Origin of the sequence: Streptomyces sp. Ac-502, from assembly GCF_045222935.1 — a bacterium.
Classification (GTDB): Bacteria; Actinomycetota; Actinomycetes; order Streptomycetales; family Streptomycetaceae; genus Streptomyces; species Streptomyces monomycini.
In genome coordinates, this window is the sequence record NZ_JBHFFO010000001.1 from 2,507,593 (window position 1) to 2,532,758 (window position 25,166).

At 72.7% G+C, this 25,166-nt stretch carries 23 protein-coding genes; 10 read left to right on the plus strand and 13 right to left on the minus strand.

The genetic code is table 11. The annotated features are described in order from the left end of the window. Nucleotides 1–66 precede the first annotated feature (66 nt). From ACEXOX_RS11335 to ACEXOX_RS11360, 6 genes are all read left to right on the plus strand, one after another. On the plus strand, nucleotides 67–960 hold the full coding sequence (locus tag ACEXOX_RS11335; protein ID WP_406520301.1) for a hypothetical protein: 894 nt from the start codon (nucleotides 67–69) through the stop codon (nucleotides 958–960). A 353-nt stretch (nucleotides 961–1,313) separates the two neighbouring features. Next, nucleotides 1,314–2,732 carry an extracellular solute-binding protein gene (locus tag ACEXOX_RS11340; protein ID WP_406520303.1) on the plus strand — a complete coding sequence of 473 codons (1,419 nt, stop codon included), beginning with the start codon at nucleotides 1,314–1,316 and terminating at the stop codon, nucleotides 2,730–2,732. A gap of 320 nt (nucleotides 2,733–3,052) precedes the next feature. Further along, nucleotides 3,053–4,030: a carbohydrate ABC transporter permease gene (locus ACEXOX_RS11345; RefSeq protein ID WP_406526298.1), complete on the plus strand. Its 978-nt coding sequence runs from the start codon at nucleotides 3,053–3,055 to the stop codon at nucleotides 4,028–4,030. A gap of 107 nt (nucleotides 4,031–4,137) precedes the next feature. Next, nucleotides 4,138–4,947: a carbohydrate ABC transporter permease gene (locus ACEXOX_RS11350; RefSeq protein WP_406526299.1), complete on the plus strand. Its 810-nt coding sequence runs from the start codon at nucleotides 4,138–4,140 to the stop codon at nucleotides 4,945–4,947. Between the two features lie 95 nt (nucleotides 4,948–5,042). Continuing rightward, nucleotides 5,043–6,044: a carbohydrate kinase family protein gene (locus ACEXOX_RS11355; protein ID WP_406520304.1), complete on the plus strand. Its 1,002-nt coding sequence runs from the start codon at nucleotides 5,043–5,045 to the stop codon at nucleotides 6,042–6,044. Further along, nucleotides 6,041–7,438 (plus strand): alpha-glucosidase/alpha-galactosidase, encoded by a 1,398-nt coding sequence (locus ACEXOX_RS11360; protein WP_406520306.1) that lies wholly within the window; start codon nucleotides 6,041–6,043, stop codon nucleotides 7,436–7,438. Before ACEXOX_RS11355 ends, ACEXOX_RS11360 begins: the two co-directional genes overlap by 4 nt. A 16-nt stretch (nucleotides 7,439–7,454) precedes the next feature. On the opposite strand, the gene ACEXOX_RS11365 is transcribed toward ACEXOX_RS11360, so the two are convergent. Continuing rightward, nucleotides 7,455–7,955 (minus strand): GNAT family N-acetyltransferase, encoded by a 501-nt coding sequence (locus ACEXOX_RS11365; protein ID WP_406520308.1) that lies wholly within the window; start codon nucleotides 7,953–7,955, stop codon nucleotides 7,455–7,457. An 83-nt stretch (nucleotides 7,956–8,038) separates the two neighbouring features. Next, nucleotides 8,039–9,508 carry a PLP-dependent aminotransferase family protein gene (locus ACEXOX_RS11370; RefSeq protein ID WP_406520309.1) on the minus strand — a complete coding sequence of 490 codons (1,470 nt, stop codon included), beginning with the start codon at nucleotides 9,506–9,508 and terminating at the stop codon, nucleotides 8,039–8,041. A 212-nt stretch (nucleotides 9,509–9,720) separates the two neighbouring features. Between ACEXOX_RS11370 and ACEXOX_RS11375 the strand changes: the two genes are divergently transcribed. Both ACEXOX_RS11375 and ACEXOX_RS11380 read left to right on the plus strand, forming a co-directional pair. Beyond that, nucleotides 9,721–10,602, plus strand: coding sequence for a DMT family transporter (locus tag ACEXOX_RS11375; protein ID WP_406520310.1), 882 nt, complete (start codon nucleotides 9,721–9,723; stop codon nucleotides 10,600–10,602). 135 nt (nucleotides 10,603–10,737) lie between these two features. Beyond that, the gene (locus ACEXOX_RS11380) at nucleotides 10,738–10,938 is read left to right on the plus strand and encodes a DUF1918 domain-containing protein (RefSeq protein WP_030017679.1); all 201 of its coding nucleotides are present in this window, start codon (nucleotides 10,738–10,740) and stop codon (nucleotides 10,936–10,938) included. A gap of 14 nt (nucleotides 10,939–10,952) precedes the next feature. Here ACEXOX_RS11380 and ACEXOX_RS11385 read toward each other — a convergent pair whose 3' ends face one another. Then, nucleotides 10,953–12,269 (minus strand): glycoside hydrolase family 10 protein, encoded by a 1,317-nt coding sequence (locus ACEXOX_RS11385; protein WP_406520311.1) that lies wholly within the window; start codon nucleotides 12,267–12,269, stop codon nucleotides 10,953–10,955. Between the two features lie 179 nt (nucleotides 12,270–12,448). On the opposite strand from ACEXOX_RS11385, the gene ACEXOX_RS11390 reads away from it, so the two are divergent. Both ACEXOX_RS11390 and ACEXOX_RS11395 read left to right on the plus strand, forming a co-directional pair. Further along, nucleotides 12,449–13,306, plus strand: a complete 858-nt coding sequence (locus ACEXOX_RS11390) for a 3-hydroxybutyryl-CoA dehydrogenase (RefSeq protein WP_406520312.1) — start codon at nucleotides 12,449–12,451, stop codon at nucleotides 13,304–13,306. A gap of 584 nt (nucleotides 13,307–13,890) precedes the next feature. Next, a complete protein-coding gene (locus tag ACEXOX_RS11395; protein ID WP_406520313.1) occupies nucleotides 13,891–14,148 on the plus strand; it encodes a hypothetical protein in 258 nt (85 codons plus the stop codon). 33 nt (nucleotides 14,149–14,181) lie between these two features. Here the strand turns inward: ACEXOX_RS11395 and ACEXOX_RS11400 are convergent, their stop codons facing one another. The 10 genes from ACEXOX_RS11400 to infC form a co-directional block, all read right to left on the minus strand. After that, the gene (locus tag ACEXOX_RS11400) at nucleotides 14,182–14,712 is read right to left on the minus strand and encodes an NUDIX domain-containing protein (protein WP_030017683.1); all 531 of its coding nucleotides are present in this window, start codon (nucleotides 14,710–14,712) and stop codon (nucleotides 14,182–14,184) included. Between the two features lie 49 nt (nucleotides 14,713–14,761). Further along, nucleotides 14,762–16,099 (minus strand): transcriptional regulator, encoded by a 1,338-nt coding sequence (locus ACEXOX_RS11405; protein ID WP_406520315.1) that lies wholly within the window; start codon nucleotides 16,097–16,099, stop codon nucleotides 14,762–14,764. 133 nt (nucleotides 16,100–16,232) lie between these two features. Continuing rightward, on the minus strand, nucleotides 16,233–17,459 hold the full coding sequence (locus ACEXOX_RS11410; RefSeq protein WP_406520317.1) for a PP2C family protein-serine/threonine phosphatase: 1,227 nt from the start codon (nucleotides 17,457–17,459) through the stop codon (nucleotides 16,233–16,235). Nucleotides 17,460–17,765: 306 nt separating this feature from the next. After that, complete coding sequence (gene pheT, locus ACEXOX_RS11415) at nucleotides 17,766–20,294, minus strand: phenylalanine--tRNA ligase subunit beta (RefSeq protein WP_406520318.1); 2,529 nt, start codon at nucleotides 20,292–20,294, stop codon at nucleotides 17,766–17,768. Next, the gene (gene pheS, locus ACEXOX_RS11420) at nucleotides 20,294–21,418 is read right to left on the minus strand and encodes a phenylalanine--tRNA ligase subunit alpha (RefSeq protein WP_406520319.1); all 1,125 of its coding nucleotides are present in this window, start codon (nucleotides 21,416–21,418) and stop codon (nucleotides 20,294–20,296) included. The genes pheT and pheS overlap by 1 nt, the downstream gene beginning before the upstream one ends. A gap of 141 nt (nucleotides 21,419–21,559) precedes the next feature. Then, a complete protein-coding gene (locus ACEXOX_RS11425) occupies nucleotides 21,560–22,693 on the minus strand; it encodes an ATP-binding protein (protein WP_406520321.1) in 1,134 nt (377 codons plus the stop codon). A 40-nt stretch (nucleotides 22,694–22,733) separates the two neighbouring features. Next, a complete protein-coding gene (locus ACEXOX_RS11430; RefSeq protein WP_406520322.1) occupies nucleotides 22,734–23,588 on the minus strand; it encodes a TrmH family RNA methyltransferase in 855 nt (284 codons plus the stop codon). A gap of 102 nt (nucleotides 23,589–23,690) precedes the next feature. Further along, nucleotides 23,691–24,074 carry a 50S ribosomal protein L20 gene (gene rplT / locus ACEXOX_RS11435; RefSeq protein ID WP_406520324.1) on the minus strand — a complete coding sequence of 128 codons (384 nt, stop codon included), beginning with the start codon at nucleotides 24,072–24,074 and terminating at the stop codon, nucleotides 23,691–23,693. Between the two features lie 103 nt (nucleotides 24,075–24,177). After that, nucleotides 24,178–24,372, minus strand: a complete 195-nt coding sequence (gene rpmI, locus ACEXOX_RS11440; protein WP_030017691.1) for a 50S ribosomal protein L35 — start codon at nucleotides 24,370–24,372, stop codon at nucleotides 24,178–24,180. 121 nt (nucleotides 24,373–24,493) lie between these two features. Next, the gene (infC, locus tag ACEXOX_RS11445; RefSeq protein WP_078623950.1) at nucleotides 24,494–25,126 is read right to left on the minus strand and encodes a translation initiation factor IF-3; all 633 of its coding nucleotides are present in this window, start codon (nucleotides 25,124–25,126) and stop codon (nucleotides 24,494–24,496) included. Between the last annotated feature and the right edge of the window lie 40 nt (nucleotides 25,127–25,166).

Here is a 25,166-nt window from a genome sequence, read left to right on the forward strand (position 1 = left end):
GGAGGTCGCGGCCGCGGGCAACGTGAAGGTAGTGAGCAAAAGTTGCCCGCATGCCATGATCGGCGCATGAACGATCCGGGGGCCACCACAGCCGTGGCGGACGTGACCGAGCGCGCCGCCCGGGTGCGTGCGGCAGCTCGTAACAACGCCGAGTGGTGCGATGCGGTCTGCCGCGCCCACGGCCTACGGAGTGACTTCGGCGGCGGCGCCTGGGCCAGCCCCCGCCGTACTCCCCCGCTCTACCCGGACGCCGTGACGCTGACACACCGCCTCGGTACTTCCGCCGATGCCGCCGCAGAGCTCCTGTCCCGTATCGACACGGCCTCCCCCGGTTGCTCGGTCAAGGACAGCTTCGCGTGCCTGGATCTGACTTCGGCGGGCTTCGAGGTGCTCTTCGAGGCCCAGTGGATCCACCGGCCGGCCCAAGCACCGGCAACAGCCCTCGTCCGCCCGATGGCTTGGGACGTGGTCGCCACGCCCGGTGACCTGTCCGACTGGGCCGCCGCGTGGGGAGCGGAACCGGGCGATTACGGCCCGTTCCAGCCGGAACTGCTCGCGGACGACGCCACCCACTTCCTGCGCGCCCGGCCCGCCGACACCGATCCCAGCGCCAGCCCGAGCACCAGCACCAGCACCAGCACCAGCACCAGCACCAGCGGCACCATCCTGGCCGGAGCCATCGCCACCCTCAGCGGCGAAGTGGTCGGCCTGTCCAACGTCTTCACCGCCCCCGGAGCCGCGGATGCGGGCATCGAGCCTCGGGACACCTGGGCCGGCTGCCTCTCCGCCGTGACTGCCCGATGGCCCGGTCTGCCGGTCGTCGGCTACGAGTCCGGCGACGACCTGGTGGCAGCGGTGGCGAACGGGTTCCGGCCGGTCGGGCCGCTGCGCGTCTGGTGGCATGCGGCGGCCCGGCCGGATACGGGCCGTGGGCGCACAGGGGTGACAGAAGGGACGTAACGGGAACAACGCTCCGGGCAGCTGCACCTGCACCGGACCGCCGCCCAAGCCGCCCGAGCCGCCCGCCGCGCCGGCGGTGACCAGCCTGAAGAGGATCAACAGCCCTTTACAGGACGGGGCTTCGGCGCCCGCACTCGGCAAGAACCTGGTGGCGCTGCCCCCTGACGTACGGGCGGGGCGCCAGTGTCCCACCCGCCGCCCCAGCACCACTGCGCCGCCGCAGCACCATTGCACTGATCGCTGCCTGCTGGTTAGCTCTTGAGGGCTCCCGGCCGTACGGTTCGGGGGCCGCGAGGGCGGGCGCAAACGGTTCTGCGGAACCTTGAACCGGTTCTTCGAGGGGGTGGCCGCTGATGCGCGACGCAACCGGCGGGGACACGGGCTCGGCAGACTTACGGGCCTTACGGGCCTCACAGTACGACGGCGGCACACCACGACCCAGCGGGCCGACCCGGCACCAGCCCGGCGAACCGACCCGGCGCCGTCTCCTGCACACCGGCGCCGCGCTGGCGGCCGGCGTCGCGGGCGCGCCGCTTCTCGGTGCCTGTCAGTCCTCGGCCGTCGACAGCGTGGGGGCCGACGGCAGGACCACCGTCGAACTGTGGCACGGCCAGGCCGACACCGGCCGCAAGGCCATGCAGTCGCTCGTCGACAACTTCAACCGCCGGCAGTCGCGCATCCGGGTCGACGCCGGGGGCGGCGGGGTGGTGGCCGACGCCATGCTGCAGAAGGTGACGGCGGCGCTGGCCGCGGGCTCGTACCCGGACATCGCGTACGTCTTCGGGGCCGACCTGGCCCGGGTGGCCCGCAGCCCTCGCGTCGTCGACCTCAACGACGCGCTGCGCGGCACCGCGTACTGGCCGCAGTTCTGGGACTCGGTCCGTGCCGCGGTCCAGCTCAACGGCCAGGTGCGGGCCGCGCCCGCCTTGCTGGACTCCCTGTGCGTCGTCTACAACCGCAAGCTGTTCCGGCAAGCCGGGGTGCCCTACCCCGAGGCGGGCTGGACGTGGGACGACTTCGTGCGTACGGCTCGCCTGCTGACCGATCCGCGCCGCGGCACCTTCGGTACGAGCTGGCCCGGCGCCGGTGACGAGGACACCGTGTGGCGGCTGTGGCCGCTGGTGTGGGACCTCGGCGGCGAGGTCATCGCCCCGGACGGGCACAGCATCGGCTTCCGGGACGTCGGGGAGCAGGCGCTGGGCACCCTGGCGCGGCTCGCCGCCGACAAGAGCGTCTACATCGACCCCAAGCCGGGCAGCGAGCAGATGCACCAGGTCTTCATCGGCGGCCGGATGGGCATGATGGCCACCGGGCCGTGGGAGCTGCCGGACATCATCGAAGGCAAGGTCGACTACGCCGTGGTGGCATCGCCGACGTACAGCGGCCGGCCTTGCACGATCTCCGGCCCGGACACCTGGACCGTCTTCGACAACGGGCCGGAACGTTCCCGGGCGGCCGTCGAGTTCCTGCGCTGGCTGGGCGACCCGGCGCAGGACGTGCGGTGGGCGATGGACGGCGGCAGCCTGCCGCTGAGCAAGGCGACGGCCGCGCGCCCGGAATGGCGGCGGCACTCGGCGGGGACGATCGGGCTGCCGGTGTTCACCAAGGCGCTGGACACCGCGCGGGTCCGGCCCGTCCATCCGGCCTATCCGCAGATCTCGCAGGCCGTCGGGGAGGCGATCGTGGCGGTGCTGCTGGGCCGCAGCTCGCCCGCCGAGGCGCTGCGCACCTGTGCCGAAAAAGCCGACGCGGCCCTGCTGATCCCGCGATGAGACCCGACGACGCCCACGAGGCGGCCGGACACGGCCGGACGGGAGAGGGTGCCATGTCGTCAGAACCTCGGGCGGACCACCGGGCGGCGCGGGGCCCTACGGAACGGGACGGTACGGATCCGGACGGTACGGAGCCAGGCCGTACTAACCCGAGCCATTCGGATCCGGGCCGTACGGAGCCAGGTCATACGGACCCGAGCCGCACGGACCCGAGCCGTACGAACCCGAGCCGCACGGGACCGGACCGTACGGAGCCCAGCCATACGCCACAAGCCCGCCCCCGCCCTCACCCCCTCCGTACGCCCCCTCGCCCCCTCACCCTGAATCCGCACCGCGACGGCGCCGGCCAAGGCCCCGCGGGCCGGCCTCCGGATTCCCGCGCCACCCGCCGCCCCCGCACCCTCGCCGCCCGTGCCCGCCGCGAGAACGCCGCCGCCTGGGCCTTCATCAGTCCGGCCGTCCTGATCATCCTCGGCCTGGGCATCGTCCCCGTCGTCTGGTCGCTGCTGCTCTCCTTCCGGGCGGACGACCTGGTCACGCCGGGGCGCTGGGTGGGGCTGGACAACTACCACGCGCTGGTGCGGGATCCGGGCTTCCGTACGGCGGTGGAGAACACCCTGATGTACGCGGGCCTGTACGTGCCGCTCAGCCTGATCGGCGGACTGGCGCTCGCGCTGGCGCTCAACCGCCGCATCCGGCTGATCGGCCTCTACCGGACGTTGCTCTTCATCCCGTTCGTGATCTCGGCCGCGGCGCAGGGTGTGCTGTTCTTCTTCATCCTCGACCCGCAGTTCGGGGTCGCCAACTCCCTGCTGCACCACCTGGGCGTGTCCCCGCAGGGCTTCCTCTCCGACCCCAGGCAGGCGCTGTACCTGCTGGTGCTCATCTCGCTGTGGAGCGGGATCGGCTTCTGTGTCGTCGTCTATCTGGCCGCGCTCCAGGACGTTCCGCCGGAGCTGATCGAGTCGGCGCGGCTGGACGGCGCGGGCCGGATACGGGTGCTGTGGCACATCAAGCTGCCTTCGCTGACGCCGGTGACCGTCTTCCTGCTGCTGTGGCAACTGATCACCGCGCTCCAGGTGTTCGACCTGATCTACGTCACCACGAAGGGCGGCCCGCTCGGGTCGACCACCGTCATCGTCTACTTCGTATGGGAGCAGGCGTTCCAGATGTTCACCGCCGGATACGGGGCCGCCGCCGCGTACGTCCTCGCGGTCGCCCTGCTCCTCGTGGGGGCCGCCCTGCGCCTGTACCGGCGGCGCCGGCCGGGTGCCGCGCCGGACGGAGCGGTCCGTTGAGCGCGCCCGCGGCCGTGCCGCCCGGGACCGCAGGCGCGTCCGGCGCGTCCGGCACCTCCGGGCCGCCCGGAACCGCCGCGCCACGACGTCCCGCCAGGCCCCGGCGGCTGCCCTTCAGCGCCTGGCACCTGGTGCTCGCGCCGTTGTCGCTGGGCTTCGCGCTGCCGCTGGTGTGGCTGGTGCTCAGTTCGGTGATGAGCAACGCGGAGATCAACCGTTTCCCGCCGTCGCTGTGGCCGTCCGGGATCGATCTCGACGGGTACGACTACGTGCTGGGCAACGCGATGTTCCCGCGGTGGTTCGCCAACTCCTCGATCGTCGCGGTCACCGCGGTCCTCTCCAACCTGCTGCTCGGCTCGCTGGGCGGCTACGCCTTCGCCCGGATGCGGTTCGCCGGGTCACGGCTGCTGCTGGGGCTGATGCTGGCGACCATGGTCGTCCCGTTCCAGCTCACCATGATCCCGACGTTCCTGGTGATGAAGAACCTGGGGCTGATCGACACGCTGGGGGCGCTGATCGTGCCGTCCCTGGTCACGCCGTTCGCGGTCTTCCTCTTCCGGCAGTTCTTCCTGGCGCTGCCCCGGGAACTGGAGGAGGCGGCCTGGATCGACGGGTGCTCACGGCTGCGGGTGCTGTACTCCGTCGTCCTGCCGCTGGCCCGCCCCGCGTTGGCGACCGTCGCCGTACTGACCTTCCTGACCACCTGGAACGACCTGACCTGGCCGCTCATCGCCATCAACCACGACACCCAGTACACGCTCCAGTTGGGGCTGACGACCTTCCAGGGGCAGCACCACAACCGGTGGTCGGCGATCATGGCGGGCAATGTGCTCACGGTGCTGCCGGTGCTGGTGGCGTTCCTCTTCGCGCAGAAGACCTTCATCCAGTCACTGACGTCGAGCGGGTTGAAGGGGTAGCCCGGTCCCTCGCCCGTACCGATCCCCTCAATCAGCCACAGCCACAACCACAGCCACAACCCCAGCCCTCGCCCCGTCCCGCCCCGGAGGTACCCGTGCCCCGCTCCTTCGACCTCCTCGTGATCGGCGACGCCAACCCCGACGTCGTGGTCGGACCCGTCCCACGCACCCTGGAATTCGGGCAACGCGAGCGCCTCGTCGCCTCGGGAAGCCTCCTGAAGGGCGGTTCGGCCGCGATCACGGCCTGTGGAGCGGCGCGGCTGGGGCTGCGTGTGGCGTTCGCCGGGCGGATCGGTGACGACGCCGCGGGCGCCTTCGTCCGTACGGCACTGGCCGAGCGCGGCGTGGACGTCTCGGCGCTGGTCACCGACCCGGAACGGCCCACCCCGCTCACCACCGTCCTCACCCAGGGTGACGACCGCGCCATCCTCACCGCCCCCGGCTGCCTGGTGGCCACCGGGGCGCAGGACGTTCCGGACCGGTTGCTGGCCGACGCCCGGCACGTACACGCCGGATCGTTCTTCCTGATGCCGCGGCTGGCCCGGGCGCTCGGCGACCTCTTCGCGCGGGCCCGCGGGCACGGCGCCGCCACCTCGCTCGACACCAACGACGACCCGGCACAGCGCTGGGATCCGGAACTCCTGGCTCCCGTACTGAAGTCCACCGACTTCCTGCTGCCGAACGCGGCGGAAGCACGGGCGCTGGCCGCGACCCTGGCGCCCGGGCCGCCGACAGGCGACGGACCCGAAACCGGCCCGACCGCCGCTGCCGCTGCTGCCGCCGCCCTCGCCCGCCTCGGCCCGCTCGTCGTCGTCAAGGACGGCGCGGCGGGCGCGCTCGCCCACGACGGCGTCACGCTGACCCGTACGGCCGCCGTTCCCGCCGACCCGGTGGACAGCGTCGGCGCCGGGGACAGCTTCGACGCCGGTTTCGTCGCCGCGGTCCTGCACGGCATGGACCTGCCCGCGGCGCTCTCCTTCGCCGCGGCCTGCGGCGCCCTGTCCACCCGCGCCCACGGCGGTACGGCAGCCCAGCCCACCTGGGACGAGGCCCGTACCGCCGCCGCCCTCACGACCCGACCAGGGAGCCACGCATGACCAGCACCGCACCGACCGGCAGCACGGCCCCGATCAGGAGCACCGCACCAATCGGCAGCACCTTCCCGACCAGCAGCACCGCCCCCCGCACCACAAAAATCGCCTTCATCGGCGCCGGCAGCGTCGTCTTCACCCAGGGACTCCTCGCCGACCTGCTCGCCTTCCCCGAACTGCGGCGCGTGCACGTCGCCCTGCACGACATCGACCCGGAACGCCTCGCCACCGCCGAAGGCGCGGCCCGCCACATCGCCGCCGCCCGCGGCGCCGAGCCGGTCGTCACCGCGCACCTCGACCGCCGGGCGGCGCTCGAAGGCGCAGACTTCGTCATCAACACCGTCCAGGTGGGCATGGACGAGGCCACCCGCCTGGACTTCCGCATCCCCGCCCGCTACGGGCTGCGCCAGACCATCGGCGACACCCTCGGCGTCGGCGGCATCTTCCGCGCCCTGCGGACCTTCCCGCTGCTGCGCGCCCTCGCAGAGGACATCACCGAACTCTGCCCGGACGCGTGGCTGCTGAACTACACGAACCCGATGGCGATGAACGTGATGTACCTGGCGCAGGCCACGCCGCTGCGCCGCGTCGTCGGCCTGTGCCACTCGGTGTACTGGACCGTGCACGACCTCGCCGAGCTGCTGGGCGTCCCGTACGAGGAGGTCTCCTACCTGGCCGCGGGCGTCAACCACCAGGCGTGGCTGCTGCGTTTCGAACGGCACGGGCAGGACCTGTACCCGCTGCTCGACGACGTGATCGCCAAGGACCCGCAACTGCTGCGCCGGGTACGCGTGGACATGTACCGCAGGCTCGGTTACTACCCCACCGAGACCAGCGAGCACTCCTCCGAGTACGTGCCCTGGTATCTCCACCACGACAGCGAGGTGGAGCGGCTGCGGCTGCCGATCGGCACGTACCTGGACATCATCAAGGAGAACGCCGCGGAGTACGAGCGGACCCGGGACGCGCTCGCCGCCGGGACACCGCTGCCGGTGGAGGGCACGATGGAGTACGCCCCGCAGATCATCCACAGCATCGTCTCCGGCACCCCGCGCACGGTCTACGGCAACGTCCCCAACCAGGGCCTGATCGACAACCTGCCCGGCACCGCCGTGGTGGAGGTGCCGTGCCTGGTGGACTCACTGGGTGTGCAGCCCACCCGGGTCGGCGCCCTGCCCCCGCAGTGCGCGGCCCTGAACCGGGCCTGTGTCAGCGCCGGCGAATTGGTCGTACGGGCCGCGGTGGACGGCGACCCGCGCCACATCAGGCACGCGGCGATGGCCGACCCGGCCACCGCGGCCGCGCTGCCCGTCGAGCGGATCTGGGACCTCTGCGACGACCTCGTACGCGCCCACGCCGACCTGCTCCAGCCGGAACTGCGGGAGGTGCTGGGGCACTGAGCCGGGCCCGGCACCGCTACTGGAGGCCGAGCGCCATCCATTTGCCCGGCTCGGCCAGCGGCTCGAAGCCCACCCGCGCGTACACGTCGTGGGCGTCGCCCGTCGCCAGCAGGATGCGGCTCAGGCCGTACGGCGTCAGGTGGTCGCAGATGTGGGTGACGAGGGCGGTGCCGAGTCCCTTGCCGCGGGCGGCGGGGGCGATGTAGACGTCGCAGAGCCAGGCGAAGGTGGTGCGGTCGGTGACGACGCGGGCGTAGCCGACCTGCCGGCCCCGGCCGGGGCCGCCGTCCGCCGCCCCGTTCTCGTAGAGGCCGAAGTTGAGCGACCCCGCCACCGCGCGGTCCTGGCGCTCGCGCGGGCGGCCGAGCGCCCAGTAGGCGTCCGTGGAGAGCCAGTGGTGGATCAGGGCCAGGTCCAGCCGGTCCGCGTCGGTGGAGACCTCGTAACCGGCCGGAACGCCGTCGGACACGGCCGCGGGCGCGCGCTCGCCCGGAGCGTCGGGGATGCTGTCGTTCATGGACGGAGGCTCGCAGAGGAGCCGCCCGGAGTCGAACGCATTACCCGAAGCCCCGCCCGTGGCCCCTCGCTCCGTCCGTCGGCTCACCCGTCCCCCGCCACTTCCTCGTACGCCGCGCGCAACCGCCGCGCCCCCTCGACCAGTTCGGCGGTTCCGGCGGCCGAGGCGAACGTCAGGCGCAGGTGCGGGGCCGGGGGCTCGGCGGCGAAGTACGGGCGGCCGGGCGCGACCGCCACGCCCGCGCGCAGTGCCGCGCCGGCCAGTGCCGCCTCGTCCGTACCGTCGGGCAGGCGCAGCCAGAAGTGGTAGCCGCCCGGCGGGACCACCTGCACGCCCGGGCCCGCCCCGCTCGGCTCCGTACCGCCGAAATGCTTCCGGAGTGCCGTGGCCAGGGCGTCCCGCCGCACCGCCAACTTTCCGGAGATGGAGCGCAGATGGCGGCTCCAGGCCGGGGAACCGACCAGTTCCAGGGCCGCCTCCTGAAGCGGCCTGGGCACGAAGAAGCTGTCCACGACCTGGATGGCGCGCAGCCGGTCGAGGACGGGCCCGTGCGCGGCGAGCGCGCCCACGCGCAGGCTCGGCGAGGTGGCCTTGGTCAGCGAGCAGACGTGGACGACCGTGCCGTCCGGGTCGTCGGCGATCAGCGTGGGCGGCAGCGGCGGCGCGTCCTCGTGGACGAGGCGGCGCGCGAAGTCGTCCTCGACCACGAACGCGCCGGCCGCGCGGGCGATCCGCAGCACCTCGGCCCGGCGGCCGGCGGCCAGTACGGTCCCGGTCGGGTTCTGGAAGAGCGGCTGGCAGACGAAGAGCCGGGCCCCGCTGGCACGGAAGGCCTCGGCCAGCAGGTCGGTGCGCACCCCGTCCGCGTCCATCGGTACGGGGACGGGCCGCAGCCCGGACGCGCGGGCGGCGGCCAGCATGCCCGGGTACGTCGGTGACTCGACGAGCACCGGCGCGCCGGGCGGGGCCAGCGCGCGCAGCGCCGCGGTCAGCGCGCTCTGTCCGCCCGCCGTCACCAGGACGTCCGATTCGGCGAGCGTGCCGCCGGGGCCGCCGATCTCACGCGCGAACCAGGCCCGCAGTTCGGTGACGCCTTCCATGGGCGGGCGGCCCCAGGCGCCGGGGCGCCGCCCGGCCCGCGCGAGCGCGGCGGCGAGCGCGCGTTCCGGCTGGAGGCCGGGGTGCAGGTAGCCGCCGTTCAGCTCGATGACGCCGGGGGCGGGCGCGGCCAGGGTGGCCAGCACGCCGGAGGCGTCCACGCCACGGGGCGTGTGGTCGTCGGCGGCCTCCGCGCTCAGCGCGATCTCCTGCCAGGAGGTGTCCACCGGGCGGGCTCGCGGCCGGGCCTCGGCGCGGAAGGCGCCGGCGCCGGGGCGGGTGACCACCAGCCCCTCGGCCGTCAGCTCGGCCAGGGCGCGGGAGACCGTCACCGGGCTCACCCGGTGCCGTTCGACCAGGGCGCGGCTGGACGGCAGCTTCTCACCCGGAGAGTAGCGGTTGAGGCCGCCCCGGAGGATGGCGGCCAGTTCAGCGACGCTGCTACGCTCATGCATGAGAGATCACGATAGCGCTACTCCAGGCAGCGCGATAGCGGTCAACGCCCCGGGTGCCGGGTCCGCAGGAGCCGCTTCCCCGGGCGCCGGGCCCACCGGAGCCTTCCCCCGGCCGCCGAAGCCCGCCCCGCCACCGAGGCCGCCGGCCCGCCCCCAGTGCCACCGCGCCGGCCGGCGCGGCCCCGGTCGGCGCGCCCCCGCGCCCGGCACCCGTGACGCACGCCCCCGCACCCCGCGCCGCCGCCCGTGGCACCCTGCTCGCCGCCCTCGGTGTCGCCTCCTTCTCCCTCACCTTCCCGGCCACCGCCTGGGCCCTGGAAGGCATGGGCGCCTGGACGGTCGTGACCTTGCGCAGCGTGCTCGCCGCCGCCGTCGCCGGATGCTGCATGGCCGTCTTCCGCGTCCGGCTGCCGGAGCGCCGCCACTGGGCGGGCCTGGCCGTCGTGGCGGCCGGTGTCGTCCTCGGCTTCCCGCTGCTGACGACCCTCGCGCTGGAGACCTCCACCACCTCGCACGCCGCGGTCGTCGTCGGTCTGCTGCCGCTGACCACCGCCGCGTTCTCGGCCGTACGGACCGGCGCCCGCCCGTCACGCACCTTCTGGGCCGCGGCGCTGGCCGGCGCGGTCGTCGTCATCGGCTTCGCCGTCCAGCAGAGCGGCGGCGCGCTGAGCTCCGGCGACCTCTACCTCTTCGCGGCGCTCCTGGTGTGCGCGGCGGGCTACACCGAGGGCGGCCGGCTCGCCCGCCACCTGCCCGGCTGGCAGGTGACCGGCTGGGCACTGCTGCTGGCCCTGCCGATCACCCTCCCCGGTGCCGCCCTGGCCCTGCTCGCCGAACCGCCGCACCTGACGGCGCACGCGGTGGCCGGCCTGCTGTGGCTGGCCCTCGGCTCGCAGTTCCTCGGCCTGGTGGTCTGGTACCGCGGCATGGCGGCCGTCGGCGTGTCCAAGGCCAGTCAGCTCCAGCTCGCCCAGCCGCTGCTCACGCTGGTCTGGTCGGTGCTGCTGCTCGGCGAACAGCTGCCGCTGGCCGCCCCGGTCGCCGCCGTCGCCGTACTCCTGTGCATCGCCGTCACCCAGCGCTCGGCCGCCTGACCGGCGGGGGCGGCAAAAGTCCGTACCGGACTCGGGCGGGTGGCGCGTTCCGCAGGTGCATCGGCGGAGCCCGGCCGTAGACTGACGGCCACGCAACAGTCACCCTCCGACCGACTGACGAGGAGGCCGTAGCCGATGAGAGCGAGTGTGGGAGACCGGCTGCTGGTGCACGGCAGGATCGTGGGGCAGCACGACCGGACCGCCGAGATCATCGAAGTCCTGGGGGCGGACGGCACCCCGCCGTACCGGGTGCGTTTCGAGGACGGCCACGAGACGCTGATGTCGCCCGGCCCGGACACCGTCGTACGGCACTTCACGGCCGACGCCCAGGAGTAGGGGCCGGCCGCCGCTCACGACGCGGGGCGCGGGGGCCGCACCGGACCGTGGTAGTGGTCGGCGACGACCCGCGCCATCGCGCCGGTGCGGTCCTCGGCCACCTCCTTCGCGGAGAAGAAGATGTGGCCGCGCACCTGCGGGTAGCCGCGGGCCAGCGTGAGGTGGCGGGAGAGTTCGGCGGGATCCTGCCAGGCGGGCGGCTGGCCCGGCGCGCCCGCCTTGTACAGCGCCTCGCCGACGCACAGCTGGACGCGGGTGCCGGTGACCGTCTCCGACCACCAGGGCAGGAGCTTGGCGTAGTCGGCGGTGGGGAAGCCGATGTTCCAGTAGACCTGCGGCACGATGTAGTCGATCCACTCCTCACGCACCCACTTGCGGGTGTCGGCGTAGAGGTCGTCATAGGTCTGCACACCCGCGCGGGTGTCCGAACCGGCCGGATCGGTGGCCTGGTTGCGCCATATGGCGAAGGGGCTGATACCGAACCGTACGGGCCGGTGGTGCGTACGGCGCGGCCTGCGCCACCGTCCTGCGCCGCTCCGGCCGGGCCACCGGCCGCCGTCCGGCGACCGCGCGTCCCGCACCCGCTCCGCGGTCTCGCGCACCAGTAGGTCGATGTTGTCGCGCCGCCAGTCCGCCCGGGTCGCGAAGTCCCCGCCGTACTCCGCGTACGCGGCGTCGTCGTCGAAGGTCTGGCCCGCCACCGGGTACGGGTAGAAGTAGTCGTCGAAGTGGACGCCGTCGATGTCGTAGCGCTCCACCGCGTCGAGGATCGCGTCCTGCACGAAGGCGCGGACCTCGGGCAGCCCCGGGTTGTAGTACAGCTTGCCGCCGTACGGCACGGCCCAGTCCGGACGCAGCCGCGCCGGATGGGTCGGCACCAGCCGCGACGGGTCGGTGTGGTTGGCGATGCGGTACGGGTTGAACCAGGCGTGCAGCTCCAGGCCGCGCCGGTGGGCCTCGCGCACGGCGAAGCCGAGCGGGTCCCAGCCGGGGTCCCGGCCCTGGACGCCGGTCAGGTACTCCGACCAGGGCTCGTACGGGGACGGCCAGAGCGCGTCCGCCGTCGGCCGCACCTGGAAGACCACCGTGTTCAGGCGGCGTGCCACCGCCGCGTCCAGGTACGCGCGCAGTTCGGCCTGTTGCGAGGCGGCGGGCAGGCCCGCCTTGGAGGGCCAGTCCCGGTTGGCGACCGTGGCCAGCCACATGCCGCGGAACTCCGGCCGGCCGCTGTCCGCACCGCGGCCGCGGGCCGCCGCGCTCCCCGGTGCCGATGCCGCGGCGGCTGCCGAGAGAGCCGCGACCGCGAACGCTCTCCGTGTGATCCGTCTCATGCTGCGCCCCCAAAGTGTCCGGAACGTCCGTCTCAGGACACCAGAATGCCCGCCCCTGCCCCCGCCACACAGCATTCCGCGGAGTAACGTCGGGGCCGAGGCGGACGCCGGGGTCCCTGCCGCAGGTACGGACGGTCCCGCGCGCCCCGCCGGACCCCGAGATCAGCGAAAGGCACGATGTGACCGACATCGAACGCGTCGGAGTGGTGGGCTGCGGCCAGATGGGCGCCGGTATCGCCGAGGTGTGCGCCCGCTCCGGCCTGGACGTGATGGTCGCTGAGACCACCGGCGAGGCGCTGGAGCTGGGCCGTACGCGGCTGACCAACTCCCTCGGCAAGGCGGCGGAGCGCGGCAAGATCACCGTCGCGGAACGCGACGCGACGCTCGGCCGGCTCAGCTTCACCACGGACCTCGGTGAGTTCGCCGACCGCGACCTCGTCATCGAGGCGGTCGTGGAGAACGAGCAGGTCAAGACGGAGATCTTCCAGGTCCTCGACCAGGTGGTCACCCGCCCGGACGCGATCCTGGCCTCCAACACCTCCTCCATCCCGCTGGTGAAGCTGGCCGTCGCGACCTCCCGCCCGGACCAGGTCATCGGCATCCACTTCTTCAACCCGGCGCCGGTGCAGAAGCTGGTGGAGCTGATCCCCGCGCTGACCACCGGCGAGGAAACGATCAAGCGGGCCGAGGCGCTGGTCCAGAACGTGCTGGGCAAGCACGCCATCCGCGCCCAGGACCGTTCCGGCTTCGTCGTGAACGCCCTGCTGATCCCGTACCTGCTCTCCGCGATCCGGATGTTCGAGTCCGGCATCGCCAGCCGCGAGGACATCGACAACGGCATGGAGATGGGCTGCGCCCACCCGATGGGCCCGCTCAAGCTCTCCGACCTGATCGGCCTGGACACGGTCGCCTCGGTCGCCACCTCGATGTACGAGGAGTACAAGGAAGCCCTCTACGCCGCTCCTCCGCTGCTGGCGCGCATGGTCGACGCGGGCCGCCTCGGCCGCAAGACCGGGTCGGGCTTCTACTCGTACTGATCCATCCGGTGCTGATCCGTACGCAGCTCGTACGTGACGCGTACCGATCCGTACTGACCCGTACCGATCGGTACTGATCCGTACTGATCCGTACTGATCCCGTACGGATCTCGTGCGCCACGGCGCACCCCGCGCACAGGAGTAAGGGCGGGACCGGTGCCCCGGTCCCGCCCTTCTCCGCGTCGCCGGTGCGAAGCCCGCGACCGTCCGTGCCGCCCGTCGTCCCCGATTCCCTGAGTGGCGACCCCCGTCGTGGTCCGCCCGCCGCTCGGGGGAAAGACGGCGGGCGGACAACCGGCCGATGGGCGCCCGTCCACCGGCAGCGGCCCCCGTTGAAACCAGCGTCGGCCTTTTCGGCCGTGACCGGGAGCGTGTGAAGGCGGCCTCTTCGGGTGCGGGATTCGCACCCCGTGTGAAACGGGCACTCCCCCGGCAGCCGTCACGGCGGGTGACTTCACACGGGGTGTGCGCGGCAGACTCGCATATTCGTCCCGCACACGCTCCCCCCGTACGTGCCGAGGTAGTTGACTGGTGCCCGTATGGACAACGAAGTCCCGCCCGAGAGAGGAAAGAGGAAGCGGACCGTGACCGCCCACCCCGAACCCGAGCTGGTTGCCACCGACATGGCGGAGTTGAGACGCTGCCTCGATGTGCGGACGGCACGTGTCGACGGCCAACTGGCGCTGCTCGCGCAGCGCTCCGAACAGAACGAGCGTGACGCGGGCGACTTGCAGGCCCGCGTCACGCGGTTGGAGCACGGCCGCTGGCCGTTGCCCTCCATCGCCGCACTCACGGGGCTCGCGGCGCTGGCGATCGCCGTATGGCAGGCGATGGGGCACTGAGGCCGGCGGGCCCGCGGCACGCCGCGGGCCGGGTCACCCCAGCCGGATGTGATGCAGCAGCAGCAGAGCGGCCGCCATGTTGGCGGCCGGCACCTCCCCTCGCGCGATCATGTCGGGTACCAGTTTCAGGGGGACCCACTCCCGTTTGTCCGACTCGAAGTCGTCCTCGGGATGGCCCACGTACGCGCCCTGGTCGGACCAGAAGATGTGGTGCCGGGCGTCCGTGAGGCCGTTGGACGGCTCCACGGAGAGGAGGTGTTCGAGGGGGCCGGGGCGCCACCCGGTCTCCTCCTCCATCTCCCGGGCGGCCGCGGCGGCGATGTCCTCGCCGTCCTCGACCACGCCCGCGGCGAGTTCCCATCCCCAGGTGTCGGTGATGAAGCGGTGCCGCCACAGCAGCAGCACCTCGTTGGCCTCGTTGACCACTGTGGCCACGGCGACGGGGCGCAGCCGGATCAGGAAATGATCCAGATGGCGGCCGTCGGGGAGTTCGACATCGGCGAGGTTGACCCGGAACCAGCGGTTCTCGTACACGGTCTGCTCACTGAGATTCTTCCATCGCACGTATGTGCCACCTTCCGCCGTTGAGCAGGCAAGGTGACACGGGCCGGCCTCACAGTGGAACGCGCAGCGCCTCGTCGATCAGATCGGCAGCTCGGTCGGTGGCGGACCCTCCGGTTTCGGACAGGTGCTCGCGCACCGCCCGCAGCCGGTCCCGTAACCGCTGCGACTCCATTCCCCGCGCCTGTTCGGTCATCTGCGCGGCGTTGGCCACAGCCTGGTCCGCGTCCCCTTGGCGCAGCTCGATATGGGTGAGCATGGCCAGCCGGTGGACCCGGCCCCGGTCGTGCGCGGGGGTGTCGACGGCGGCGTCCGCATGGGCCCGGGCGGCCCGCAGGTCCCCCAGGCTCAGCAGCGCCTCCGCCACTTGGACGTTCACCAGGCCCGGCTGGACGTAATCCGTTTCGTCGGGTTCCTGACCAGGGCGGATGCGCTCGGCCGCCGCCTCCGCACGCCGGATGCAGGAGAGCGCGCTCGCGCCGTCCCCCAGGCGCGCGTACGCCTTGGCCTGCATCGCGTAGAGGTCCGCCGCGAGTGCCGGGGTGATCTGCGGCCCCGCCGCCCGCAGGGCGGCCTCCGCGAAGGCGACCGCCTGACGGTACTCCCGTACGAACAGGGACTGGTTGACCAGCAGCGCGATGACGTACGCGCCGAGCCCCCGGTCCCCGCTCGCCTTGGCCAGCCGCAGCGCCTGATGGAAGTAGCGCTGGGCCAGCCCGAGGGCGTCCGAGTCGTACGCACAGATTCCCGCGACGGCCACCAGCCCGCCGGTGGCCCGGTGGAGCTGACGGCCCGTCGCGTCGGTGTAGCTGCCGCGCAGCAGCGGCGCCGCCTCGGTGTTGAGGAATCCCACGATCCGCGTTCTCGTCGCGATACCACCCGCCTTCCGGTACATCTGCTCGTAGTGCGTACGCGCCGCGCGGAGCATTTCGATGTCCGCCATGGAGACCCTGGTCAGGCCGGTCCGGGACACGTCGGAGTCCTCGGGCGGGTTCTCCCACTCCCAGACGGGGATGACCGCCGAGGTACCGGTGAGGGCGGGGGCGGACAGCACATGGGGGCGCTGCTGCTCGTCGGAACGCCACAGCGCGGTGGCCCGTTCCACGAAGCCGGAGAGCGGCGTGTCCGGGGCGCGGCGCACCCCCGGCCGGCTCAGTCCGATGTCGTCGAGCCCCACCGCGCGGTGCAGCCGCTCGCTGAGCACCTCGCAGATGAGGTCGGGCACCTGGCCCCGCGGCCGCTGGCCCTTCAGCCACCGGGCCACGGCCGTGTGTTCGTAGCGCAGCGCGAGTCCGCGCTGCCGGCCGAGCTGGTTGACGTGCAGCGCCAGCCCGGCGTGCGATATGCCTGCCTCGTCGAGAATCGCGTCGAGCAGGCTGTTGGGCTCCATGGTGCCCTCCTGACGGGGCCGCCCCGCCCTCCCCGGCCGGGACGACCGCTCGTAGACTTGTCGACTCAACAACCCTTGAGATCAGCGTAATCAAGCGGGCTTCACACGGGGTGCGAACCGGCCGCGCCCTGCTTCACTCCGCCCGGCCCGCCCGGACGCGCCCGCGTGCCAGGGCTGCCGGGTCCGCCCCGGCGGGTACCCGCAGGCGGTCGTTGCACAGCACCAGCAGCGCCACGTCGTCGGACAGCCGCCCGCCGCAATGGCGCAGCAGCGCGGCCCGTACGCCTTCGACGACCGCGGAGGCGCGGCAGTCCCGGACCGACCGGACGCTCTCGTCGAGCGCCTGCGGCAGCGGGAAGAACGTGCCGTCGGCGTCCCGCGCGTCCGTGGCCCCGTCGGTGTGCAGGAAGATCGCCTGGCCGGGCAGCAGCGGCGGGCAGTCGGTCACCGGCAGTTCGGCGGGCAGCGGGAAGAGGCCGAGCGGCGGCATCGGTTCGCCGGGCGCGTCCGGCAGCGCGCCGCTGCGGCTGAGGCGGTACGGCCAGGGGTGCCCGCAGTTGAGGGTCCGTACGGCGCCGTCCCGGGCGATCTCCACCAGCAGCAGCGTCACGAACTCCTCGGACAGCGGGTTCTCCGGCTCCCCGCCGCCTGCCGACGGGTGCTCCGCGCGCGCCCGCTCCCGCAGGTGCCGGTGCAGCGCGCGCTCCAGACGGCGGAGCACGCTGCCCAGTTCCGGCTCGTCGTGCACGGCCTCACGGAAGCTGCCGAGCACCGCGGCGACCGTGCCCAGGGCCCCGAGGCCGTGGCCGCGCACGTCGCCGATGACGACCCGTACGCCGTGCCGGGTCGCCACGACGTCGTACAGATCGCCGCCGACCGTCGCGGCCTCGCCCGCCGCCAGGTGGTCGGCGGCGACCACGATGCCGTCCACCCGCGAGGGCGGCGGGCGCAGCAGCACCTGCTGCGCCGCGGTGGCCACCTCCTTCGTACGCTCCAGCTCCCGCAGCAGGCGCAGGCGCCGGCCAGCGGTCAGGTAGCTGGCGGCGACGACCACGAGGACGGCGCAGCACGTGCCGATCCGGGTGAGGGGATGCGCCCCGGAGGACACCGTCCCGAGGGGCAGCAGCGCGAGCAGGGCGCACAGGCCGCCGAGCACGACACACTGACGCCGGCCGGTGCCGGCGCAGGCTATGGCGGGGGCCGCGGCGAGGAGTTGGAGGAACTGGCCTTCGGCGGGGGTGCACAGCTCCCAGACCACCACGCCGAGCACCCACAGGCCGGGCAGCACGAGGACGAAGGCCCGCCGGGCCCGCGCGGCCCGCGGCCGCGCGGCACTCCGCCACGCCCAGGATCGGATCATGCCGATGCTTCCCCCAGCAACCATCGAGGCGGTCGGCCCGGTCCCGCGGCAGACCCGCTGTCTGAGCAAGCCGCATCGTCCGCTGACGATTCTCGCGACCGCATGTGCTCAAACGGATACGTTGCGCTCTGATCTCACCCGATCGGATGAAGGTCGGCACACCGGTCGCCACGACACATCCGGCTCCACGACGCACCCATCGCCACCACGTGCCCGTCTCCACGACGCCACCCGTCGTCACCACGCACCGGGGCCCGGCGACGAACCTCAGGTTCGTCGCCGGGCCCCGCCGGGATCGCGTGTGGCTCAGGCGCCGCGCAGCACCGCGCCCGTCCGCTCGACCGCTGCCGCGACCGCCGCGTCACGGGCGGCGGACGCCTCGTCGGCGGTCAGCGTGCGGTCGGGTGCCCGGAAGCGCAGCGCGTAGGCCAGGGACTTCTTGCCCTCGCCCACCTGTTCGCCGGTGAACACGTCGAACAGCCGCAGCGATTCGAGCAGCTCGCCCGCGCCGGAGCGCAGCGCCGTCTCGACCTCCGCCGCCGGGACCGACGCGTCCACGATCAGCGCGACGTCCTGGGTGGCGACCGGGAAGGTGGAGATCCGCGGGGCCTGGACGGCACCCGGCCCGGCCCGCTCCACACGGTCCAGGTCGATCTCCATCGCGCCGGTGCGCTCCGGCAGGCCGAGCGCCTTGGTGACGCGCGGGTGCAGCTCACCGGCGTTGCCGACGAGCACCTCCTCGCCGTCGATCACGGCGAGCAGCGCCGCGCAGCGGCCCAGGTGGAAGGGCGCGTGCTGGTCCTGGCGCACGATCAGCTCGACGCCCGCCTCGCGCGCCACGGTGCGGCCCGCCTCGACGGCGTCCGCCCAGGTCGCCGGGCGGCCCTTGCCCCACCAGCCGTCCTGCTCGCGGGCACCGGCGAACACCGCCGCGACGCGGCGCGGCTGCTCGGGCAGCGCGGCGTCCAGCGCGGCGATCTCCTCGTCGGTCGGCCGGCGGTCGACGGGCAGCCGTACGGACGGCTTCTCGTCGCCGGTCGGCCGGAAGACCAGGCCGGTCTCGAAGAGCGCGAGGTCGTGCGAGCCGCGGCCGTCGTTGCGGCGCAGCGCGCCGAGCAGGCCGGGGAGCAGCGTCGTACGGAGCAGCGGCTCCTCGTCCGAGAGCGGGTTGACCAGCCGCACGGCCCGGCGGCGCGGGTCGTCGTCCTCGATGCCGAGCTGGTCGAGCACCGTCTCGCCGATGAACGGGTAGTTCAGCGCCTCGACGTAACCGGCGCCGGCCAGCGCGCGGCCGACCCGGCGGTGCAGCCGCTGACGCTCGGTCAGGCCCCGCCCGGCGGGCGGCTTCGGCAGCGTGGAGGGCAGGTTCTCGTAGCCCTCCAGGCGGATGACCTCTTCGGCCAGGTCGTTCGGGTCGGTCAGGTCGGGCCGCCAGGACGGCACCGTCACGACCAGCTCGTCCTGGCCGTACACGTCACAGCCCACCTGCTGGAGGCGGCGTACGACGGTCTCGCGGCCGTACGTGACGCCCGCGACGCGGTCCGGGTGGTCCGCGCGCACGGTGATCGTGCGCGGCCCGCTGGGCGAGACGACCTCGGTGACGCCGGCCTCGGCGGTGCCGCCCGCGAGCAGCACCAGCAGGTCGACGGTGCGCTGCGCCGCGGCGGACGCGGCCTGCGGGTCCACGCCGCGCTCGAAGCGCTTGGACGCCTCGGAGGTCAGCCGGTGGCGGCGGGCCGTACGGGCGATGGCCACCGCGTCGAAGTGCGCGGCCTCGATGACGACCTCGGTGGTGCCGTCGACCACGCCGGTCTCCGGGTCGGCCACCGCGTCCGCGATCTCGGTGTTGGCACCGCCCATGACACCCGCGAGGCCGATGGGGCCGCGGTTGTCGGTGATGACGAGGTCACCGGCGTCCAGGACGCGCTTCGTGCCGTCCAGGGTCGTCAGCTTCTCGCCGGGCTCCGCGCGGCGCACACCGATCGTGCCGTCCACGCGGGAGCGGTCATAGGCGTGCAGCGGCTGGCCGAGCTCCAGCATCACGTAGTTGGTGACGTCCACGGCGAGCGAGATCGGGCGCATCCCGGCCTTCTGGAGACGGCGCCGCAGCCAGATCGGGGAACGCGCCTCCGGGTCCAGCCCGACGACCGTACGGGCCGTGAAGCGGTCGCAGCCCATCGGGTCGGCGACCTTGACCGGGTAGCCGAAGGAGTTCGGCGGCGGCACGTCCAGCAGCGCGGGGTCGCGCAGCGGCAGGCCGTAGGCGATGGCGGCCTCGCGGGCGATGCCGCGCATGGACAGGCAGTCGCCGCGGTTGGCGGTGACGGCGATGTCCAGGACCTCGTCGACGAGCTGGAGCAGCTCGATGGCGTCGGTGCCGGGCTCGTACTCGGGCGGCAGCACGATGATGCCGCCGCTGCCGTCATCGCCCATGCCCAGCTCGTCGCCCGAGCAGATCATGCCGTGCGAGACCTTGCCGTACGTCTTCCGCGCGGCGATCTTGAAGTCGCCGGGCAGGGTGGCGCCGGGGAGCACCACGACGACCTTGTCGCCGACCGCGAAGTTGCGGGCGCCGCAGACGATCTCCTGCGGCTCACCGGTGCCGTTGGCCTGGCCGACGTCGACCGTGCAGAAGCGGATCGGCTTCTTGAAGCCCTCCAGCTCCTCGATGGTCAGCACCTTGCCGACGACCAGGGGGCCTTCCAGACCGGCGCCCAGCTGCTCGACGGTCTCGACCTCCAGACCGGTGGCGACGAGTTTGGCCTGTACGTCCCGGCCGGACTCGCCGTCCGGCAGGTCGACGTACTCCCGCAGCCAAGAAAGCGGGACCCGCATCAGATCTCCATCCCGAAAGGCCGGGTGAACCGGACGTCACCCTCGACCATGTCTCGCATGTCCTCGACGTTGTGGCGGAACATCAGCATCCGTTCGATGCCGAACCCGAAGGCGAATCCGCTGTACTTCTCCGGGTCGACGCCGCAGGCGACCAGCACCCGCGGGTTGACCATGCCGCAGCCGCCCAGCTCGATCCAGCCCTCGCTGGAGCAGGTGCGGCACGGACGCTCCGGGTCGCCGACGGAGGCGCCGCGGCAGACGTAGCAGACCATGTCCATCTCGGCGGACGGCTCGGTGAACGGGAAGTAGTTCGGCCGCAGCCGGGTCTGCATGCCCTCGCCGAAGAGCGCCCTGACCATGTGGTCCAGGGTGCCCTTGAGGTCCGCCATGGTCAGGCCCTCGTCGATGGCGAGCAGCTCGACCTGGGAGAACACCGGGGTGTGGGTGGCGTCCAGCTCGTCGGTGCGGTAGACGCGGCCGGGGCAGACCACGTACAGCGGCGGCTCGCGGTCGAGCATCGACCGGATCTGCACGGGCGAGGTGTGGGTACGCAGCACCACACCGGACTGGTCGGTCCCGGTCGCGGCGTTCTCGACGAAGAACGTGTCGTGCGTCGTGCGGGCCGGGTGGTCCGGCGAGAGGTTCAGGGCGTCGAAGTTCAGCCACTCCGACTCGACCTCGGGGCCCTCGGCGACCTCGTAGCCCATGGCCACGAAGACGTCCTCGATCCGCTCGGAGAGGGTGGTGAGCGGGTGCCGGGCACCGGCCTGGGCGCGGTCGTACGGCAGTGTGACGTCCACCGCCTCCTCGACCAGCACCCGGGCGTCGCGCTCCGCCTCCAGCTCTTCCTGGCGCTTCTTGAGCGCCTGGCTCACCTGGCCGCGGGCCTGGCCGACGCGCTTGCCGGCCTCGGCCTTGGCCTGCGGCGGCAGCGCGCCGATCTCGCGGTTGGCCAGCGCCAGCGGCGAGGTGCCGCCGGTCTGCGCGACCTTCACCTCGTGGAGCGCCTGGAGGTCACCGGCGGCGGCGATGGCGGCGAGCGCCTCGTCCCGCATGCGGGCGATCTCTTCCGGTTTCAGGGCCTCGACCTCGACAGGGTCGTACGACTTATTGGGTGCGGACATCTCTTCCCGTGCTTCCGATGGGCTTGGCGCGCGGCTTGCCCCCGACGTGTGCAGTGCCAAAGGTGCCAAAGGTGCAGTCTACGGGGCAGGGCGGCCGCGCCTCATCCGAGCCCCGACGGGGGTGGGCCCGCCGGGCGCCGCTCAGGCCATGAAGGCCGGGGTCCCGACGGGCAGGATAAATCGGAACAGGGCGCCGCCGGCCGGCGCCCGGCCGACCGTGATCGTGCCGCCGTGGGCCTCGACGATGCCCTTGACGATGTAGAGGCCCAGGCCGGTGCCGCCGCGTTTGCTGCCCCGCCAGAAGCGGGTGAACACGCGGCTCATCGACTCCTCGGGGATGCCGGGGCCCTCGTCGCTCACGGTGACGCTCGTCCCTTCCGCTCCGGAGGCGCTCGATGCCGTTCCTACCTCGATGGTGACGGTTCCCGCGCCGTGCCGCACCGCGTTTTCCAGCAGGTTGCCCAGCACCTGGTCGACCTTGTCCGGGTCCGCCCACAGATCGGGCAGCGGCCCGGTCGTCCGGATCAGGAAACGGTCGGGCAGCTGCCCCGCCGTCGCCTGCGCCTGGACGTGCCGGCGTACGGCGGCGACCATGTCCACCCGCTGGCGCCGCACCTCCAGCCGGCCCGAGTCGATACGGGAGATGTCCAGCAGCTCGGCGATGAGCCGGGTGACGCGGTTGGCGTCCGCGTCCACGGTCTCCAGCATCAGGCGCTTCTGGTCGTCGGTGAACCGCTCCCACTTCTGGAGCAGGGTGGCGGTGAAGCCCTTCACCGAGGTGAGCGGAGAGCGCAGCTCGTGGGCGACGGTGGCGATCAGCTCGGCGTGGGACAGCTCGGTACGGCGCCGCGCCTCGGTGCCGCGCAGCGCGACGACCAGCCGCCGGACGGGGCCGGTGGGGTGGCTGCGGACGTAGCGCGCGGAGACCAGCACCTCACGGCCGCCGAGCAGCAGGTTGCGCTCCGGCTGGCCGCTGCGGATCGCCAGTCCCCCGTAGGGATCGGTCAGCTGCCACCAGCGGCGGCCCTCGATGTCCTGGAGCGGCAGCGCCTTCTCCAGCGGGCGGCCCAGCGCGTCGTGCGGGTCGATGGCGGTGATCCGGGCCGCGGCCGCGTTGAAGCAGACGACGCGGCCGGTCTCGTCGGCGACGACCAGGCCGTCGGGCAGGTCGTCGGGGTGCAGCCCGGCGCCGGTGGCCTCGGCCCCTAAGAGCCCGGGACCGCCGTCCGGACAGGGATCGGCGGCGACTGTCGTACCGGATGCCCTCGTACCCATCCCCGCTACCCCCTTCCGGTCCCCCGGGCACGCAACCCTACTAGCCGAGGGAGGCGGACCGGCACCCTCCGGTGGTGCGCTGGGCGCGGGCCGAGGCGTACAGGCAGACGGCGGCGGCCGTGGCCAGGTTGAGGCTCTCGGCCTTGCCGTGGATGGGGACGCGCACCACGGCGTCCGCCAGTGCGCGGGTCTCCTCGGGCAGCCCCCACGCCTCGTTGCCGAACACCCAGGCCGTGGGGCCGCTCATGGTGCCCGCGTCCAGCTCGGCGTCCAGGTCGTCGGCGCCCGCGCCGTCGGCCGCCACGATGCGTACGCCGGCGTCCCGCAGCCCGCCGACCACCTGTTCGACCGGTACGCCCACGGCGACCGGGAGGTGGAAGAGCGAGCCGACCGAGGCGCGTACGGACTTGGGGTTGTAGAGGTCCACGGAGGCGTCGGTCAGCACGACCGCGTCGGCGCCCGCGGCGTCCGCGCAGCGCAGCACCGTACCGGCGTTGCCGGGGTCGCGTACGTTGGCGAGCACCGCGACCAGCTTCGGCCGGGCGGCCAGGATCTCCTCGAAGGGCGAGTCCAGAAACCGGCAGACGCCGATCAGGCCCTGCGGGGTGACGGTCTGGGAGAGGTCGGCGACGGTCGCGTCGTCGGCGAAGTGGACCGGTACGCCGGCCGCCCGTACCGCGGCGACGATCTCGGTGTGCCGCTCGGCGGCCTCCGGGGTGGCGAACAGCTCGACGAGCGTGCGCTCGCCGCCGGAGCGGTGCTCGACGGCTTCCCGTACGGCCTGCGGACCCTCGGCGATGAACCGGCGCTCCTTGCCGCGGAAGTTGCGGCGGGCCAGCCGCCGGGCAGCGGCGACGCGTGCGGAACGCGGGGAGATCAACTCGGGGGTGCCCATGGGCGGCGGCTCACTTCTTCGGGTGGGTGGGGGCGTGCAGAAAGCGGCGGACCCGCAGGCCGGGGCCTGCGGGTCCGTGACAAACGTGCCTCGGGCCGTGGTTCAGGCGGCCTTCGGGGCGTTGACGTCGCTCGGCAGCGCCTTCTGGGCCACCTCGACCAGCGCGGCGAACGCGTTGGAGTCGTTGACCGCGAGCTCGGCCAGGATCTTGCGGTCCACCTCGACGTTGGCGGCCTTCAGACCCTGCACGAAGCGGTTGTAGGTCATGCCGTTGGCGCGGGCAGCGGCGTTGATGCGCTGGATCCACAGCTGACGGAAGTCGCCCTTGCGCTTCTTGCGGTCGTTGTAGTTGTAGACGAGGGAGTGGGTGACCTGCTCCTTCGCCTTGCGGTAGAGGCGGGAACGCTGGCCGCGGTAGCCGCTGGCCTGCTCGAGGATCGCCCGGCGCTTCTTGTGGGCGTTGACTGCCCGCTTGACGCGTGCCACTTGTTAACTCCTTGTAGCGGGGCCGTGGGTGTTCGTCACACGGCCCGAATCGAATGGGTCCCGGTCGGGGTCCTGTACCGCGCCGTGGGCGGGCGGTCAGGACTTACTTGCCGAGAAGCTTCTTGATCTTCGCGGCGTCGCCCGGGGCCATCTCGGCGTTGCCGGTGAGGCGACGCGTCACGCGGGACGACTTGTGCTCGAGCAGGTGGCGCTTGCCGGCGCGCTCCCGCATCACCTTGCCGGAGCCGGTGACCTTGAAGCGCTTGCTGGCACCGCTGTGCGTCTTGTTCTTCGGCATGCGCCGTTCTCTCCTCTTGGATGGCGCCCCCACCGGTCCGGGGACCGGCACCCGGGGGCGTCAGATGTATCGGTTGGCAACCGGGGCGGACCCCGGCGTACTCCGGGGCTCGCGCCCTGGATCACGCCTCGGCGGGCTCCTCGGCGGGCTCCTCGACGTCCTGCTCGCTCTCGTGAGCAAGACCCTGGCGCTCCGCCTTACGGGCAGCCTGCGCCTCGCGGGCCTCGGCCATCGCCTCGGTCTTCTTCTTGTGCGGACCGAGGACCATGATCATGTTGCGGCCGTCCTGCTTGGGGTTCGACTCGATGAACCCCAGGTCCTGAACGTCCTCCGCGAGCCGCTGCAGCAGTCGGAAGCCCAGCTCGGGACGGGACTGCTCGCGACCACGGAACATGATCGTGATCTTGACCTTGTCACCCTGCTTGAGGAACCGGACGACGTGACCCTTTTTGGTGTCGTAGTCGTGCGGGTCGATCTTCGGCCGGAGCTTCATCTCCTTGATGACCGTGTGCGCCTGGTTCTTGCGCGCCTCACGGGCCTTCATGGCCGACTCGTACTTGAACTTTCCGTAGTCCATGAGCTTGCAGACCGGCGGACGGGCGTTCGCCGCCACCTCGACCAGGTCGAGGTCGTACTCCTGCGCAAGCTCCAGGGCCTTGGCAAGCGGCACAATGCCGACCTGCTCGCCACTGGGACCGACGAGTCGCACCTCAGGGACACGAATCCGGTCGTTGATGCGGGGCTCGGCGCTGATGGATCCTCCTCGGTAGCACCACGCGACAGCCTGGCGGACT